Below are 15,861 nucleotides of genomic sequence, written 5' to 3' on the forward strand. Positions count from 1 at the left end.
TGTTCACTCAAGCACAGCAAGGCGGCAACATAACGCAAGGATGGCCTCCGGGGCCAGATTTGGCCTCAATGGCTCGTGCTGAAATATTTGGTTGCAAGAGCAGATCCTGTAATTTGACCATACATCTCTGACCGATCCTCGGAAAGCTTGGTGGCGTCCATATTCCAACCTCATTTCTAGTCCAGAGACAGCTAACTCAAAAGTTTTCTTAGACGCTGCATTTCCCTGATGCTTTAATATTACTATTACTCTCCAACAATGCGAACAAGATATCTTTCAATTTGACATGAGTTTTTATGGTATATTTTCATAGACTAGAGTTACGCAAGGTGGCGTAGCGGAATGCGACCACCTTAGGGGCAACTCAATACCCACAAGAGTGCTGAGAAACCTGGCCTGCCCGGGCTAACTATAACGAGATACTCTTGTGGGGCCATCCCCGACATCGCGCCATCGCCAGATGGCAAACGCTGTGATAAGGTATAACCTTGCGCAATGGCTCTACAACCACGACGGCGCCGGGTGACTGGTCGGCCTATGGAAAGACGATATGAAGCAGGCATCGAGAAATCGGGAAGAAAGCACAGAGGTCCAAGACGCTCTGAAGTCCTGCCTTCCCTCCTTCACCGGGGTTGCCGTATTTTCGGCGGTGGTCAATATCCTGGCTCTCACGGGTTCCATCTACATGCTCCAGGTCTATGACCGGGTGCTGTCGAGCCGGAGCATCCCTACACTGATCGGTCTCTCCCTGATCACGCTCGCGGCCTTTGCGCTATCCGGCGGTCTCGACATGTTGCGCGGCCGGATGCTGGCACGCATCGGCGCCCGCTTCGACGAACTGCTCTCGCACCGCGTCTTTGACCTGGTGGCCACGATGCCGCTCAAGGGCGCTAAGCAGGCGGAGAGCATGCAGCCGATCCGGGATCTCGATACGATCCGCAGCTTCCTCTCGAGCCTGGGCCCCACGGCTCTGTTCGACATGCCCTTCATGCCGATCTTCCTCATCGGCTGCTTCATGATCCATCCCGGTATCGGCGTCATGTCGGTGGTCGGTGGCGTAGTCATCATTCTCCTGACCCTCTACACGGATGCCAAGAGCAAGGGCCCCTCCTACGAGGTGACCAAGAGCGGCGCCGAGCGCCATGCCATGGCCGAGACCAGCCGCCGCAATGCGGAGACCATCCGCGCGAACGGCATGCTGGGCTTCCTGGCCAAGCGCTATGACGAGGTGCATGTCCGCCACGTCAATGACGGCCTGCTCGCCAGCGAGTCTTCCGCGGGCATCAGCGCCTTCGCCAAGGTCTTCCGCATGGTGCTGCAGTCGGCCATCCTGGGACTGGGCGCCTATTACGTGATCCAGGGGCAGATGTCGGGCGGCCTGATGATCGCCGGCTCGATCCTCATGTCCCGTGCGCTCGCTCCGATCGAAATCGCGGTCGCTCACTGGAAGGGCTTCACCGCCTCCCGTCAGGCCTATCGTCGCCTCCAGCACATCATGTCGATCGTGCCGGCCCAGGGCCAGCGCATGCCGCTGCCGGCGCCGAAAGCCGCCCTGTCGGTAGAAGAAGTGTATGTCGGCGCTCCCGGCGTTCAGCTGCCGATCGTCCAGGCCGCCTCGCTCCAGCTCCAGGCCGGTCAGGGCCTCGGCCTCATCGGTCCCAGCGCCTCGGGCAAGTCGACCCTCGCCCGTGCCCTCGTCGGCGTGTGGCCGACCCTGCGCGGTGAGATCCGCCTCGACGGCGCGGCTCTCGACCAGTGGGAGTCGGATGCCCTCGGCCGCCATATCGGCTACCTGCCGCAGGACGTCGAGCTGTTCGAAGGCACCGTCGCCGAGAACATCTCCCGCTTCCAGCCCGATGCCAAGCCGGAGGACGTGATCGCTGCGGCGCAGACGGCCGGTGCGCATGAGCTCGTCCTCAACCTGCCCGACGGCTACGACACCCGCATCGGCGAGGGTGGAGCCTCCCTGTCGGGCGGTCAGCGCCAGCGTGTGGCTCTTGCCCGCGCCCTCTACGGCAATCCGTTCCTGGTCGTGCTCGACGAGCCGAATGCCAGCCTCGACGGCGCCGGCGACGAAGCCCTGAATCAAGCCATCCTGTCGGTCCGCAAGCGCGGCGGCATCGTCGTCGTCATCACGCACCGCCCGGCCGCGCTCGGCCAGGTCGATCAGGTCGCCATCATGGAAGAGGGTCGGATCAAGGCCATGGGACCGCGCGACGAGGTTCTGCAATCCGTCATGAAACGCAATGCGACGCCGGCACCGGCACCGGTGCGGCCGCAGCAGGCGCCGGCAGCTCAGGCTGCGAACCTGCGAGAGGTTGGTTAAATGTTGGTCGTTCAAGCTCCCGAAAAGAAACCCTCCGTCCACCAGCGGATTCTGCGCCAGTCGACCATCGGCGGCGTGGCCATGATCACCCTGTTCGGCGGAACGATCGGCCTCTGGGCGGCCACCTCGACCCTCTCCGGCGCTGTCGTCGCCGGCGGTCAGTTCGTGGTCGATACCAGCGTCAAGAAGGTCCAGCACTCGACCGGCGGCATCGTCGGCGAGCTGAAGGTCAAGGAAGGCGACCGCGTTTCCCAAGGCGACCTCCTGGTCCGCCTCGACGAGACGATGACCCGCGCCAACATGCAGGTCGTGGCCAAGCAGCTCGACGAATATCTCGGCCGCCAGGCTCGCTTGGAGGCGGAGCGCGACGGCTCGTCCGAGGTCAAGACCCCTGAGGAATTCGCCGGCCGCCTCAATGATCCGGCTGTGACGAAGATCATGTCCTCGGAGCGCACCCTGTTCATCGCACGTGCCGCTTCCCGCGACGCGCAGAAGGACCAGCTCAAGAAGCGCATCGCCCAGTCCCAGGACGAGATCGTGGGCCTGAAAGCTCAGCAGACAGCGAAGGCCCGCGAGGCCGAGCTGATCGTGGCTGAGCTGAAGGGTGTTCGCGACCTCTATGAGAAGAACCTCGTTCCGATCACACGGTTGAACGCGCTCGAGCGCGATGCCGCGAGCATCGAAGGCCAGCGCGGCCAGCTCATTGCAGCGGTCGCCCAGGCGGAGAGCCGCATTGCCGAGACCCAGTTCCAGATCATCCAGATCGACGAGCAGATGCGCGCCGAGGCGATGCAGGAACTGCGCGAGATCCAGGGCAAGGTCGCGGAATACACCGAGCGCCGCGTGGCGGCCGAGGATCAGCTGAAGCGCATCGACATCCGTGCACCCAGCGACGGCTATGTCCATCAGCTGAACGTGCACACGATCGGCGGCGTGATCTCCCCGGCCGAGCCGGTGATGAACATCGTTCCGGTGAATGATAAGCTCGAACTCGAAGCCAAGGTGCTCCCGAACGAGATCGACCAGGTGAAGCTCGGGCAGAAGGCGACGGTGAAGGTCCAGGCGTCGAACCAACGCACAACGCCCGATCTGCACGGCTCGGTCAGTCGGATCTCGGCGAACGTGTCGAAGGATGAGCAGACCGGCACCACCTTCTACACTGTCAGGGTTGAGCTCCCCCCGAACGAGATCAAGCGCCTTGCCGAACTGCGACTGATTGCCGGCATGCAGGCGGAAGTTTTTATAGAAGTCAACGAGCGCACCCCGTTCGAGTACTTCTTCAAGCCCATGCAGGAGCAGATCGCCCGTGCCTTCCGTGAATCATGAGACTTGGTGGAAGATGCCGTGTTGGCTCACTGGAAGCCAAGGTGACACTCGTCGCGTAGCATCCTTAACCTGCTCCCATTGTGCAACCTTCCACAGAGGCACCTAGCCAGAGCTGAAGAAGCGTTACATCGGGATCGGAGATGTAGGCTTGATCCTACTTGAGTTCACACTTGCTACGTCAGCAAAGGCTTGATGTATGCTCGCGGTGCGCCGGAGAGAATAAATAGTCGGCCCTGAACAATGCCGTTTGATCAGGCGGCAATTGGGTCCCAGAGAACGCGGGAAGTATCCGATTGTGCGGATGAACCCATGAGAACCGCCATGAGCCAGGCGACACAATGCCTGAGCCAGTTCAGGATCAGCCGCAGATTGTGCCCGGCGGCCACCAGCAGCGCATTCATGGCGTCGCCCGCAACTCCGAGCAGGTGATTGCGGCCAAGGCGCCCGTCCGCCTTCATGTGCCCGATCATCGGCTCGATCGCGGATCGGCGTCTCAGCTCTCGTTTGATCGTCGGTGTGAGGCCGCGCCGCTGATGGGCGATGAACACGCGCTCCTTGCGCGCATAGTCGTGCCCGCGATAGCCCTGGTCGACGTCAATGCGCGAGGGCTCCACGCCCGTCAGGGCCACGACCTGATCCATTGTCGCGCTGAGCGTGTGACCGTCATAAGGGTTGCCCTCCAGCGATTTGGAAGCGAGTACGAAGCCTTCCCGGTTGGTCACCGCCACCGCAACCTTGGAGCCGAACTCGTACGGCCGATGCGCTTTCCCCTTTGCGATACACACCACCTCTGGCGCATGCAGACTATAGAGTTTGTTCTTGCTCGTGCGCTCTTGGGTCAGAAGACGCTCTGTCAGACCGAGCAGAGGAGCAAACCGGCGTGAGAGCCCCGCATCCCCGGCGACTTTCCTGGCGACATCGCGGTACACGCGTCCAAGATAGGTCTTCAGCCGCTTGAGCTCTCGCCGCATCCGCCGCATCTGCCGGGCATGGGCATAGCGACCGACCTGCACGCTGGCGCGTTTGGCCAGGCGGGTGTGGGTCTGACGGAGCTTGAGGCCATGCCGCTTGGCCTGCCGCACAAGGGCGAGGAGAGCCTTGAGATAGAGCTTCGCGTCGGTGGGATGGGTGATGGCTTTGGGCTGCACGGTCGTATCGACGCTGATCCGCTCCAAACTGGAGGGCTGCACCGCGCCCGTGTCGAGCCCGGCCTGGATCGTGGCGGCCAGGAGCCACTCCAACCCGTCTGGTCCAAGCCGCTTGCGCCAGCGCGTCAGCGAGCTGGGATCGCACGGTAACTCATGCTGGAAGTACTCGCAGCCGCAGAACCACTGCCAGTACGGGTTCTCGATCCAGCGCTGCACCACTGCTTCATCGGACAGGTTGAAGGTGTGCTGGAGATAGGACAGACCCACCATCAGGCGCGTCGGCTTCGCAGGCCTCCCGAGCGGGCGATAGAAGCGGCCAAACGCTTGGTCGAAGCCGTCCCAGTCGATCAGCCCGGCTAGGCGGCAGAGCTCGTGACGCTGATCCAGGATCTGATCGAGACGGCTGCGGTAGAGATCGCCGGAGCTCGGCATCGTCGGCTTGGGTCCCATGGCAAAACACCGGTTTTGAGCGGGTCAGTTCCCAGATGCTGGCATTCTACAATGCTTCGCCAAGACGAAGAATCCTTCAACCTCAATCAGTTGTGGGTTGTGCAGGACCGACTAAATATCATCTGATCACAGACAAGCTTTCGAGCGACAACATATTTGGGCCAATATATTGAGCCGCCCCAGACGTTCTCCAGCAGGCAATGTGGCGAGCCAGCTTTTCGAAAGATAAGTTCGAGGCATGTCTCCACGATTAGAAGCCACTTGATGCCGAAGACGCAGTGAAATGCCGTGTAGAAGATGGCGTTGAAGTCAACTCGACAGCCATCTTCTTTATCGACCGATCGTGACATTAGACGACCTTGGAGAAATTTCTCATGGTGGACAATGGCACCTGAAGGCCACGTGAGAGTTCGAAGCGGCGCACTTTGGTCAGTTGCGAAATTTATAAAGTGCTAACCAGCCTGGAACTCGACAATGGACGAGCCTATCTCGGTGCTGACTCTACCCGGAATGTGACCGGTATTCGGCCCGCTGTCTCGAAAACGAGCGTCGCCGCGATTGTATCACCTTCCGTGAACGGGGCTTCAATGCCCTCGAACATGATGTGCCCCGCCCCTGACGGGAGCGAGACCTCGCCATTTGGGGGGACAGGAATTCCGTCCCGTTCATGTTGGCGAACAGCGCCGCTGTCAATCGAAGCGCGGTGAACCTCCACGTTCTCCGCTATGGGGCTTTCGATAGCTATGAGTCGATCTGCGGTGGCTGCGTTGTTACGCACGATGAGGAAACCAATTCCCACTTTCTCCCCTCCTCGTGTTGGGCGCACGACACCCTGACTGATTGATATTTCGCCTGCTTTGATCTCTTGGCCTTGAGCCGAGGCCTCAATCGAGATTGCAGACGCCGCGGCAAGAGTAGAGAAGAGCAAGCCTTGTTTGAAGATGTTCATGATCATTCCGTGGTGATGAACAGAAACCGGGTGTTTCTATAGTGGTGAGAAAAGGTCCTACCGGGCACTGGCTGGAGCCACTCATGGTCTGAAACGCTACGGCATCAAGCGCAAAGATGAGCAACAATACGCACTCGGCCGAGTTTTCGTCGGTTGACGCCGCAAGCGAACTAAGGCTTCGGCTTCGTCTGTAGCTCTCTTAAGTTAGCCAGCTCCTGCGTGGCGATATCGACCGCATACTCTGCCGTCTCCCGCAGTTTCGGATCGCTCCCATAATCCAGCATCACTGATCCCAGGGCGACCATCCCTTCATACTGGGCAATCAGCAGCCGCATGAAATCAGCGTCCGGATTACCACTGAACTCGACATCGAGGCTCCTCTTGAGTTCAGCAACAGCCCTTTTGTAGGCATCGACTGCCCTCATCAAGTCGCTGCGTGGTAGCAACTTCGGCAGTTCGTCATCCAAGGGTGACTGGTGCAGGGTGCCAGGTGGCATCCTGCTTTCCCCTGGAGATTCGTATACCTGTGAATCGCCGCCCTGACTGACGGGAGGATTGTTGGCAGTTTGAGCAAGAGCATGGTCGTAGCTCCCCGACACAACCGTGACCCATGCTGCGGCGACAAGGATTGAGATTTTCATTTGCAACTCCGTCACTGCTGGATCTGGATGGAACGTGCAGACTATGCCGACCTTAAGCCTCACGTTCACTTCAGAGCGGGAACGATTGGCTAGGGTCCGCACGTTAAGTAGGTGAATGAACAGTGCGCTGCTGATCGCCTGCGATCTCCTGGCCTGAGCAGATCCGCATTTCCAGAAGCGAGCTCTTGATCCGGATCGCCTTCGACCGCGAGTGCCACAAAGTGACTTGGACGCCACCGCTCCTTGAAAAATTGGATGCGACGCGGCATTAGCCGCCTCCATGTCCGCCGTAGCCCCAGAGATAGATGGATGCGAAGAGGAACAGCCACACCACGTCGACGAAGTGCCAGTACCAGGCGGCGAACTCGAAGCCGAGGTGCTGCTTGGGCGTGAAGTCGCCGCGATAGGCGCGCAACAGGCAGACGGCCAGGAAGATCGTGCCGATGATCACGTGTGCGCCATGGAAGCCCGTCGCCATGAAGAAGGTGGCGCCGTAGATGTTGCCTTTGAAGCCGAAGGCGGCGTGGCTGTACTCGTAGGCCTGGACGAAGCTGAACAGGATGCCGAGGATCACCGTGAGCCACAGGCCCGCCTTGAGGCCCTGACGGTCGTTCTCCAGCAGCGCGTGGTGCGCCCAGGTAACCGTGGTGCCCGAGGTGAGCAGGATCAGCGTGTTCAAGAGTGGCAGGTGCCAGGGATCGAAGGTCGCGATGCCCTTGGGCGGCCAGACGCCGCCGAGAGCCTCGACACGCGAGTAGAGCTGCGGGTCACCAGCATAGAGAGCAGCATCGAAATAGGCCCAGAACCAGGCGGCGAAGAACATCACCTCGGAGGCGATGAACATGATCATGCCGTAGCGGTGGTGAAGCTGAACCACGCGGGTGTGATAGCCGGTATTGGCCTCGCGCACCACGTCGGTCCACCAACTGAGCATGGTGTAGAGCACACCGATGATGCCGGCGCCGAAAATGAAGGGACCGAGGTGCATCCCGGCGATGGCGATGTCCTTCCACCAGGTCACGAACCCGGATGCCATCAGGAAGGCACTGACCGCGCCGATGAGCGGCCACGGGCTCGGTTCAAGAATGTGGTAGTCGTGGTTCTTTGTCTGCGGATCGGCCATTTCGTGTCGTCTCCGTGCCTCGAATGTGAACTCGCTTCAAGACGGCTCGTCGGAGCGAACCCCCAGCTGCCTTGGGTCCAACGCGCACGCTGGTGCTCCGCCTCCGGCAGCCCCAGTCCGCGGCTCCTTGCCCGATCTCTGAATCGCTTGGTTCATGGCATCACAACCTCGCTATCTGGCTCCCGCGTACCCGAAATCGGGCGGGACTGGGCTCCCAGTTCCGGTGGTTCAACCGGAAGAGTGAACGCCGGGCTTGGGGTCGGCTTCCGGATTGGTGAGGCATTTGTCTGGGGCAGCCGGTCAAATGCAACGACGCGCGCACCAACTGGGGTTCGGCGAGCAAGGTCGATAATATCCGCGTTGAACATGCGGAAGCACCCGGATGAAACCGCACGGCCGATCGTTCGAGGCTCATTCGTGCCGTGAATTCGGTAGAGCGTCTCGCCCAGGTAGATGGCGCGAGCCCCAGAGGGTTTTTAGGTCCCCCTGGCAGGAAGGCAGGCAGACGCGGATCGCGCTGACGCATCTCCTTTGGCGGGCGCCAGTCCGGCCAGGTGGCCTTTCGGCTCACAGGAAGTTCCCCCGTCCATGTAAAGCCCTGCCGTCCAACACCGATGGGGTACTGAAGTGCCCGTTCCGGAGACAGCACACGAAGAAGTCGACGCCCTCGGGTGTCCACCAGAATGGTGCCGACTTCGTACGAGGATACAAACGGGACTACGATCCGTGACAGCTGAGATGGCCGTCGCCGGATCTCTGCAGGTGGTATGGGGTCAGGGACCGTGATGTTGATCCCGGTATCTTGTGGGTGTTGGGTCGCAAGCGCGGGTGCGCTCAGGACGAAGACGGCGGCGATCAGGCTCGTGTGCGCGATGCCGATTTTTGTGCGCCAGCCACGCGGATGCCATTTGTCGGTCGAGAAGGTCATGCTTGCAGGCTCAAGCTCGCTTTGGAACAATGTGTGAGGAAACCCCGCCAATCCAGCGCGGCACCCGACGGGCATAATCTTCGTAGACTGCCCCGAACGTGGCTCGCAGCACCCGTTCCTCAATGCGAACCTGCGCCCGGATCGCCAGCAGCGCCACGGCCGTAACGGCGAATTGAACTGGATCGGGAAACACCAGCAGCAGCCCGAGAAACACGCCGCTCTGTCCAACAAACACGGGATTCCTCGACCAGCGGAACGGCCCCGTCACGACAAGTTGCCCTTGCTGGCCCTCAGCGGCGCCGATCCGCCATGCGGCGCCCATGTGGTATTGCGACACAAGAGCGAAGCTGCCTCCCACAGCGATCAGCACAGCGCCCAGGGTTGAGACAACGCCGCTGTGAGACAGAAGGCCGGACTGGAACAGTCCGACGGACCCGCCTTGCCACACCCGGTAGCCAGGCCAGAGGAGCGCGCCGAGGAATGCAGCCCGAAAGGCTAATCCGGTCCAGCGCTGCCGCGGATCACCGGCTCCGAAGAGCCAAACAGAGCGTCCCATGATCCGCGCTGCAAGCATGGACAGGGTCAGGAAGCCCGCCACGTAGAGACAGACCAGCAGGGAGGCACCGATCCTAATCATGGTCGCCTCGTCTCGACAGAACGGTTGCCCTCATCAGGCTGCAGCCCAGCCACAGATAGAGGGCCGACGCCCCGGGCCCGATTGCAGCTTCTGTCCGGCACCTGCATTCTCTCACTCCGGTTCAGTTTAAGCTCCTGCGGGAGTTCGGCAGCCCATGTGACCCTCACCTGCGGCTGAAATCGCCCTTGTTCGAGAAGCCGGTGGGACGCCGGCCCTGGTCAGGGCTTCGCTGCCAGCAGGGGTTCGAGAATCTTGTCGAAACGATCGAGAGGCAGTGCACCGACCTCCTTGCGGCCATTGATGAAGAAGGTTGGCGTCGAGTCGACCTTGAACGACTGCGTTGCCCGGTCGGCAATCTCTCGGATTCCGTTATAGGTCTTCTCGTCGCGCAGACACGCCTCTACGGTCTCTCGCCCCATCCCCGCTTGGCGCATCACCTGGACGAGAGCGTCATAGGGCTTGTCGGCATGGTTCCATGCCTCCCCCGTCTGATAGAGCATGTCGACGACCGGATACCACTTGTCATCGCCGGCGCAGCGGGCGAGCATGAAGCCCGCCGTGGCCAACGGGTCGAGCGGAAACTCCCGGATGATAAAACGGACTTTGCCGGTATCGACGTATTTTGCCTTGAAACTCGGCCACGTCGTTTTGTGAAAGTTCTGGCAGTGATGACAGGTCAGTGAGGCGTACTCGATGACGGTCACAGGGGCATCGGGGCGGCCGATCATCTTGTCCGGCAGAGGGCCGGGCTTGAGAAGCTCGGCCTGATCCACAACCTCTTGCGCCAGCGCACTGCCCCCAGCAAGCACGAGGCCAGTTGCAAGGCTACCCACCATGAAATGACGACGGAGCACTACAGACCCTCCTTTCCCGACTCAAAGACGGGCAGCCTAGGACCTCAAGCCACTAGAGGGTCAAGAGGCGGCTGTGACTTTTCGGATCGGGCAGCCTTGATCCGGCAGCGTCTCCAAAATGGATCAACCTCACGGTCATTGAGGAGCGAAGAACCGGCGTCCGGTCCTCGTGGATTGGCCCTGATGACGGCTGAGCCGGGCGAGTGGCCACCGCTGGCTTGGCTGTTCAATGCCGAAAGGCTGGCTGGAGAGATTCCCGACTTTTTTGGATTTTTCCTCTTGAACCTCAAGTGGCTCGAGGTTGTATCACGAGTTCAAACGGTCGAGAGGACAATGGAATGACCCAACCGACACCGCAGACGGCGGCGAGTGCAAAATCCTTCACCTGGAAGGTGGAGGGCATGGACTGCGCGAGCTGTGTGGCCAAGATTGAGACCGCTGTGAGCCGATTGCCAGGCGTTTCGGACATCAGGGCCTCGACCATGACGGAGACCTTGTCGGCGCGTCTTGATGAAGCGCTTACGCCGGCGCACGAGGTCGAAAAGCGTGTCAGCGGACTGGGCTACGCAGTCACCCGCCAGCAGGGTCCTGCGTCCGGCGGGGCACCCCAACCCTATAGCTGGACGGTTGGCGGCATGGATTGCGCCAGCTGTGCCGCAAAAATCGAAACCGCTGTGGGCAAGCTCCCTGGTGTCTCTGACATTCGGATTTCGACGATGACGGAGACACTCACGGCAACGCTTGACGAGACACGCACCACGACCGAGCAGGTGGAAAAGCGTGTTGCTGGCCTGGGCTACACGGTAGCCCGAAAGCCGGTCCCAGCACAGCCGACGAGCCAGGCTCCCGCGAGCTGCTGCAGTGGGGATAGCTGCTCCGGTGGGCACAGCCATGCTCATGACCATCATCACGATCATCAACACGGGCATGGCCATGCCCATCGCCCAGGCGCAGGCGCGGCTCCCACGGCCCTAAGCGCGCACGGCCATGACCATGCGCATGAGAGCATGGGAGACAAGCACTGGTGGCAGACGGCGAAAGGCCGGCTTGTGATCCTGACGGGCGTCCTGCTCGCCTTGGCGTTCCTCTCGCAATACATCGTACCTGCAGCAAGTCACTGGATTTATATCGGGGCCACTGCCGTTGGCGTTCTTCCGGTGGCACGACGGGCTTTTGCGGCTGCCCGGGCCGGCATGCCCTTCACCATTGAGATGCTCATGACCATCGCGGCGGCCGGTGCATTGGTCATCGGCGCAGCCGAGGAGGCTGCTCTCGTCGTGTTCCTGTTTGCGGTTGGGGAGGTGCTCGAAGGGGTGGCCGCCAACCGGGCGCGTGCCAGCATTCGCGCACTCAGCGACCTGGTTCCCAAGACGGCCATGCTCGAGGAGAACGGGACAGCGAGGGAAGTTGCGGCCTCAGCGCTCGCAATCGGGCAGACGGTGCTCGTGCGGCCTGGAGATCGCATTCCGGCTGATGGGGAAATCCTGTCCGGCGTCTCAGGGATCGATGAATCGCCGGTCACGGGAGAATCCGTACCGAAGACCAAAGGCGTGGGCGACAGCGTCTTCGCAGGCTCGATCAACACCGAGGCGGCCATCCGCGTGCGTGTGGAGAAAGCGGCGCAGGACAACACTATCGCCCGGATCATTCGCCTCGTTGAGGAAGCTCAAGAAGCGCGAGCCCCCACAGAGCGGTTCATCGACCGCTTCTCGCGCTACTACATGCCTGCCGTCGTCGGCCTGGCCCTCCTCGTGGCTGTGGTCCCACCGCTCGCCCTTGGCGGCGACTGGTGGACCTGGACCTACCGGGCCTTGGCGCTGCTCCTGATCGGCTGCCCCTGCGCTCTCGTGATTTCGGTTCCCGCATCCATCGCGTCGGCGCTCTCTGCCGGCGCCCGGCAGGGCCTGCTGATGAAGGGTGGTGTCGTCATCGAAGAGGCCGCGAAGACGGGCCTTGTTGCATTCGACAAAACGGGCACTCTCACCGCAGGCCGTCCGTTCGTGACGGATATCATCGCCTACGACGGCAGCGAGTTCGGGGCCACGCGGCTCGCCGCTGCGGTGGAGACGGGATCAAACCATCCCCTCGCTCTTGCGATTCTGGAGCGTGCCAAGGCGCGCGGGCTGCCGGTCAGCCCGGCCCGTGACGTGAAGGCGATCCCGGGGCAGGGGGTCGTCGGTACGTTGGATGATCGACATATCTTTCTTGGCGCCCCACGATTTGCGCAGCAGCGGGCCTCGCAGGTGTCTGCCCGTATGGTGGCGGATATGGAGCGTCTCGAGGGTGAAGGCAAAACCGTCACAGCGCTCGTTGTTGATGACCAGCTGACGGGAGTGCTCGCCCTGCGCGATGAGCCGCGTGAGGACGCGGCCGTCGCCGTGGCGGAACTAAAGCAGCTTGGCATCCGTTCCATGATGCTCACTGGCGACAATGCCCGGACGGGCGCTGCGATCGCAGGCGCGCTGGGCATGGAGTATCGGGCCGAGCTCATGCCGGAAGACAAGGTGATGACGCTCAAGACTCTGTCGAGCGAACAACCTGTGATGATGGTTGGTGACGGCATCAACGATGCGCCTGCGCTTGCTGCTGCAACGGTCGGTGTTGCCATGGGGTCAGGCACCGATGTTGCCCTTGAGACAGCGGATGGCGCTCTGTTGCGCAACCGGGTTCGTGACGTGGTGGCGCTCATCCGGCTCTCCCGCGGCACAATGGCGAACATTCGCCAGAACATCGCGATCGCGTTAGGCCTCAAGGCTGTGTTTCTGGTGACCAGTGTCCTGGGGATCACAGGCCTTTGGATTGCCATCCTGGCCGACACCGGGGCGACGGTGATCGTCACGGCGAATGCTTTGCGGCTTCTGGGCTTCTTCCGTCGTGACTCGGGTGGATCCTCGTCGGGCGGGTTGAAGCCGGCCGCCGAGCTCAAGCCGGTCACCGCCTAATCAGGGCTGGGGTATGTCAGCTCATCATAGCCACGGCTCAGCCTCGGAGCGCCACGAGCGGGCGCTCTGGGTTGCCCTCGTCCCCACGGCAGGATTTATGCTGGCCGAGGTTGTCGGCGGTGTCCTGACCGGAAGTCTCGCGCTCATCTCTGACGCCAGTCACATGGCCACTGACGTGTTCGGAATTGCGATCGCCATCGCGGCGATCCGCATTGGACGGCGACCGGCGGACCTGCAGCGCACCTTCGGCTATGAGCGCTTCGAAACCCTGGCCGCTGCCTTGAACGCGCTCCTGCTCTTCGGTGTGGCCGCCTATATCCTTGTCGAAGCCTATCGACGGCTGAGTGCCCCGCCGGAAATCCAGTCAACGTCCATGCTCGTCATTGCACTGATCGGGCTGGTTGTGAACTTCCTGGCCATGCGCATCCTCTCAGAAGGCCAAGAGGAGAGCCTCAATCTCAAGGGCGCTTATCTGGAAGTGTGGAGTGACCTCATTGGGTCGATCGGTGTCATCGCTGCAGCCTTGATCATTCGGTTCACGGGCTGGGTCTGGATTGACTCCCTCGTCGCGATTGCGATCGGCCTGTGGGTTCTTCCGCGCACCTGGATGCTGTTCAGCAGTGCGCTCAACGTGCTGCTGGAGGGTGTGCCCCCGGGGCTCGATGTGGAAAAAATCCGGGTTGCCATGATCGAAGTCTCCGGTGTGACGGATATTCACGACCTCCATGTCTGGTCCCTCACAGGTGGTCGGGTCTGTTTGACAGCTCATATGGTGGCCTCCTCACGGGCATCGGATCAGGAGGTTCTCATCGAGGAGATGAACAGGATGCTTCGGGACCGCTTCAAAATCGGGCATGTGACGCTGCAGTACGAGCGCGTTCCCTGTCCCGACGCCGTCGCCGGGCACCGTTTCTTGTAAGAGGTCTGCTGATGTGTTCACTCTCGCGTCGGATGAAAAGTCGCTAATGCCAGCCCTTGCTCCTGCCAACCTGACGTCGGCGCTCGCAGCGGTCGCGGCCGCAACAGTGCTCGATCAAGGCACGAAGTGGCTGATCCTTGAGGTGGTGATGCAGCCGCCCCAGGTGATTCCGATTGTCCCGTTCTTTAACCTCACACTTGGATACAACACGGGGATCAGCTTCGGCCTCCTGAAAACTGTGTTTGCAGACAACCCTTGGGCCTTGACCGGCCTGACCCTGCTGGTTGTCGGATTCCTTCTGGTCTGGGCATCCCGGGCTGGCTCGCGCCGCGAGGCGATCGCTTTAGGACTCATTTCTGGCGGAGCGCTTGGCAATGCTGTTGATCGCATTCGCCAGGGCGCCGTGACAGACTTCCTCGACGTCTATGTTGGGACCTGGCATTGGCCCACTTTCAACATGGCCGACGTTGCTATCTTCCTCGGCGCAGTCGTGCTCGTCGCCGGAGATCTGTTTGGACGCAACCGCCCGGCCGCGCCGGCTTCTTCATGAACAGGCCCAGGAACTGAGCATGGGCAGAACAAACCAAGCCTTCCACTCACTTCAGCGAGTGCTTGAGGAGCCCGGCGTCCGCCCTGCGCGGGGAGCCGGATGGTTAACCACAGAGTTGTCCAAACCCCAGACGTCGATCACCCTAGCCGGGCTTTGTGCCCGATCGGTCATCAATCCAGCTGCCGGAGGATCTTCCGCCGCGCAGCACGACCCACTCGCCAGGTTCCAGAGACTCGGAGGCAGCCGTCAATGATCCCGTTCCGCATCTCAATGCTGACCGCCGCGCTTTATAGCGCCGTTACTCTGGCCTCTCCCGTGGCAGCGCAAACTCCTGTGTTCAACGATGATCAGCGCAAAGCCATCGGTGAGATCACGCGGGAATATCTCCTCAAGAATCCTGAAGTGCTGCAAGACATGATGGCCGAGCTCGAGCGGCGCAATACAGAGGCGCAGGCACGCTCTCAGGCAGAAGTGCTCAGCGCAGAGAAAGACACAATCTTCAACTCCCCTCACGATTATGTCGTCGGAAACCCGCAAGGTGACGTCACGCTTGTCGAATTCCTCGACTACAATTGCCCGTACTGTAAGAAGGCGGTGGGCGACGTGAAGGCGTTGATCAAGGCCGATCCGAAACTTCGGGTCGTGCTCAAGGAATTACCGGTCCTGGGACCGCCGTCGCTGGAAGCAAGCCGCGTCGCACTTGCGGCCAAGCAGCAGCTCAAAAGTGACAGGCTTCTCGAGTATCACACGCGCCTGATGGAATCTCGGGGACAGGTCGACGGCGAAAAGGCCAAAGCAGTCGCCAAGGACATGGGCCTCAACATGGCGCAACTTGAGAAAGAGATCGAGACTGCTGGCGGTCGTGATGTCATCGAAGCCAATGGAATGCTTGCCGAGAAACTCGGCATAACCGGTACCCCAGGATTTGTGCTCGGCGATCAGGTGATTGCAGGAGCGGTGGGAGTGGACCCGCTTCAGCAGGCGATCAGCAACGTGCGGCGTTGCGGCAAAGCAAAGTGTTAGACGCGATTACGAGTGCATTGACGAACCGGTGGGCTCGGCAGCGCC

At 61.2% G+C, this 15,861-nt stretch carries 13 protein-coding genes and 1 pseudogene; 7 read left to right on the forward strand and 7 right to left on the reverse strand.

The genetic code is table 11. The features are described 5' to 3' along the window. Positions 1-550: 550 nt before the first annotated feature. A complete protein-coding gene (locus JO965_RS40435) occupies positions 551-2,326 on the forward strand; it encodes a type I secretion system permease/ATPase (RefSeq protein WP_203447362.1) in 1,776 nt (591 codons plus the stop codon). Beyond that, a complete protein-coding gene (locus JO965_RS40440) occupies positions 2,327-3,652 on the forward strand; it encodes an HlyD family type I secretion periplasmic adaptor subunit (protein WP_203447363.1) in 1,326 nt (441 codons plus the stop codon). 251 nt (positions 3,653-3,903) lie between these two features. On the opposite strand, the gene JO965_RS40445 is transcribed toward JO965_RS40440, so the two are convergent. From JO965_RS40445 to JO965_RS40475, 7 genes and pseudogenes are all read right to left on the reverse strand, one after another. Then, a complete protein-coding gene (locus tag JO965_RS40445; protein ID WP_203447364.1) occupies positions 3,904-5,250 on the reverse strand; it encodes an IS5 family transposase in 1,347 nt (448 codons plus the stop codon). A gap of 484 nt (positions 5,251-5,734) precedes the next feature. Further along, positions 5,735-6,199 (reverse strand): copper chaperone PCu(A)C, encoded by a 465-nt coding sequence (locus JO965_RS40450; RefSeq protein ID WP_203447365.1) that lies wholly within the window; start codon positions 6,197-6,199, stop codon positions 5,735-5,737. A 170-nt stretch (positions 6,200-6,369) separates the two neighbouring features. Then, positions 6,370-6,840 carry a hypothetical protein gene (locus tag JO965_RS40455; protein WP_203447366.1) on the reverse strand — a complete coding sequence of 157 codons (471 nt, stop codon included), beginning with the start codon at positions 6,838-6,840 and terminating at the stop codon, positions 6,370-6,372. Between the two features lie 268 nt (positions 6,841-7,108). Beyond that, entirely contained in the window at positions 7,109-7,963 is an 855-nt protein-coding gene (locus tag JO965_RS40460) for a cytochrome c oxidase subunit 3 (protein WP_203447367.1), read from the reverse strand. Between the two features lie 152 nt (positions 7,964-8,115). Then, positions 8,116-8,966: pseudogene (locus JO965_RS49815) on the reverse strand (L,D-transpeptidase). Next, complete coding sequence (locus JO965_RS40470) at positions 8,902-9,528, reverse strand: isoprenylcysteine carboxylmethyltransferase family protein (RefSeq protein ID WP_203447368.1); 627 nt, start codon at positions 9,526-9,528, stop codon at positions 8,902-8,904. The pseudogene JO965_RS49815 and the gene JO965_RS40470 overlap by 65 nt, the downstream one beginning before the upstream one ends. Positions 9,529-9,746: 218 nt before the next feature. Further along, the gene (locus JO965_RS40475) at positions 9,747-10,382 is read right to left on the reverse strand and encodes a DsbA family protein (protein ID WP_246777256.1); all 636 of its coding nucleotides are present in this window, start codon (positions 10,380-10,382) and stop codon (positions 9,747-9,749) included. A 183-nt stretch (positions 10,383-10,565) separates the two neighbouring features. Here JO965_RS40475 and JO965_RS40480 point away from each other — a divergent pair, with 183 nt between their 5' ends. From JO965_RS40480 to JO965_RS40500, 5 genes are all read left to right on the forward strand, one after another. After that, entirely contained in the window at positions 10,566-10,724 is a 159-nt protein-coding gene (locus tag JO965_RS40480; RefSeq protein WP_203447369.1) for a hypothetical protein, read from the forward strand. Then, on the forward strand, positions 10,721-13,324 hold the full coding sequence (locus JO965_RS40485; RefSeq protein ID WP_203447370.1) for a heavy metal translocating P-type ATPase: 2,604 nt from the start codon (positions 10,721-10,723) through the stop codon (positions 13,322-13,324). Before JO965_RS40480 ends, JO965_RS40485 begins: the two co-directional genes overlap by 4 nt. A gap of 13 nt (positions 13,325-13,337) precedes the next feature. Beyond that, complete coding sequence (locus tag JO965_RS40490; protein ID WP_203447371.1) at positions 13,338-14,243, forward strand: cation diffusion facilitator family transporter; 906 nt, start codon at positions 13,338-13,340, stop codon at positions 14,241-14,243. A 46-nt stretch (positions 14,244-14,289) separates the two neighbouring features. Further along, positions 14,290-14,793, forward strand: a complete 504-nt coding sequence (lspA, locus tag JO965_RS40495) for a signal peptidase II (RefSeq protein WP_203447372.1) — start codon at positions 14,290-14,292, stop codon at positions 14,791-14,793. Between the two features lie 249 nt (positions 14,794-15,042). After that, the gene (locus JO965_RS40500; RefSeq protein WP_203447373.1) at positions 15,043-15,816 is read left to right on the forward strand and encodes a DsbA family protein; all 774 of its coding nucleotides are present in this window, start codon (positions 15,043-15,045) and stop codon (positions 15,814-15,816) included. The last annotated feature ends 45 nt before the right edge of the window (positions 15,817-15,861 follow it).

Origin of the sequence: Microvirga sp. VF16, from assembly GCF_016864375.1 — a bacterium.
In the GTDB taxonomy this organism is placed as follows: Bacteria; Pseudomonadota; Alphaproteobacteria; order Rhizobiales; family Beijerinckiaceae; genus Microvirga.

Bases quoted from the DNA above. Each gene is read 5' to 3' on its own strand.
- JO965_RS40445 (WP_203447364.1), bottom strand. From the start codon at position 5,250: ATGGGACCCAAGCCGACGATGCCGAGCTCCGGCGATCTCTACCGCAGC.
- JO965_RS40460 (WP_203447367.1), bottom strand. From the start codon at position 7,963: ATGGCCGATCCGCAGACAAAGAACCACGACTACCACATTCTTGAACCG.
- JO965_RS40435 (WP_203447362.1), top strand. From the start codon at position 551: ATGAAGCAGGCATCGAGAAATCGGGAAGAAAGCACAGAGGTCCAAGAC.
- JO965_RS40450 (WP_203447365.1), bottom strand. From the start codon at position 6,199: ATGAACATCTTCAAACAAGGCTTGCTCTTCTCTACTCTTGCCGCGGCG.
- JO965_RS40455 (WP_203447366.1), bottom strand. From the start codon at position 6,840: ATGAAAATCTCAATCCTTGTCGCCGCAGCATGGGTCACGGTTGTGTCG.
- JO965_RS40470 (WP_203447368.1), bottom strand. From the start codon at position 9,528: ATGATTAGGATCGGTGCCTCCCTGCTGGTCTGTCTCTACGTGGCGGGC.
- JO965_RS40490 (WP_203447371.1), top strand. From the start codon at position 13,338: ATGTCAGCTCATCATAGCCACGGCTCAGCCTCGGAGCGCCACGAGCGG.
- JO965_RS40485 (WP_203447370.1), top strand. From the start codon at position 10,721: ATGACCCAACCGACACCGCAGACGGCGGCGAGTGCAAAATCCTTCACC.
- JO965_RS40500 (WP_203447373.1), top strand. From the start codon at position 15,043: ATGATCCCGTTCCGCATCTCAATGCTGACCGCCGCGCTTTATAGCGCC.
- JO965_RS40440 (WP_203447363.1), top strand. From the start codon at position 2,327: ATGTTGGTCGTTCAAGCTCCCGAAAAGAAACCCTCCGTCCACCAGCGG.
- lspA (WP_203447372.1), top strand. From the start codon at position 14,290: ATGCCAGCCCTTGCTCCTGCCAACCTGACGTCGGCGCTCGCAGCGGTC.
- JO965_RS40480 (WP_203447369.1), top strand. From the start codon at position 10,566: ATGACGGCTGAGCCGGGCGAGTGGCCACCGCTGGCTTGGCTGTTCAAT.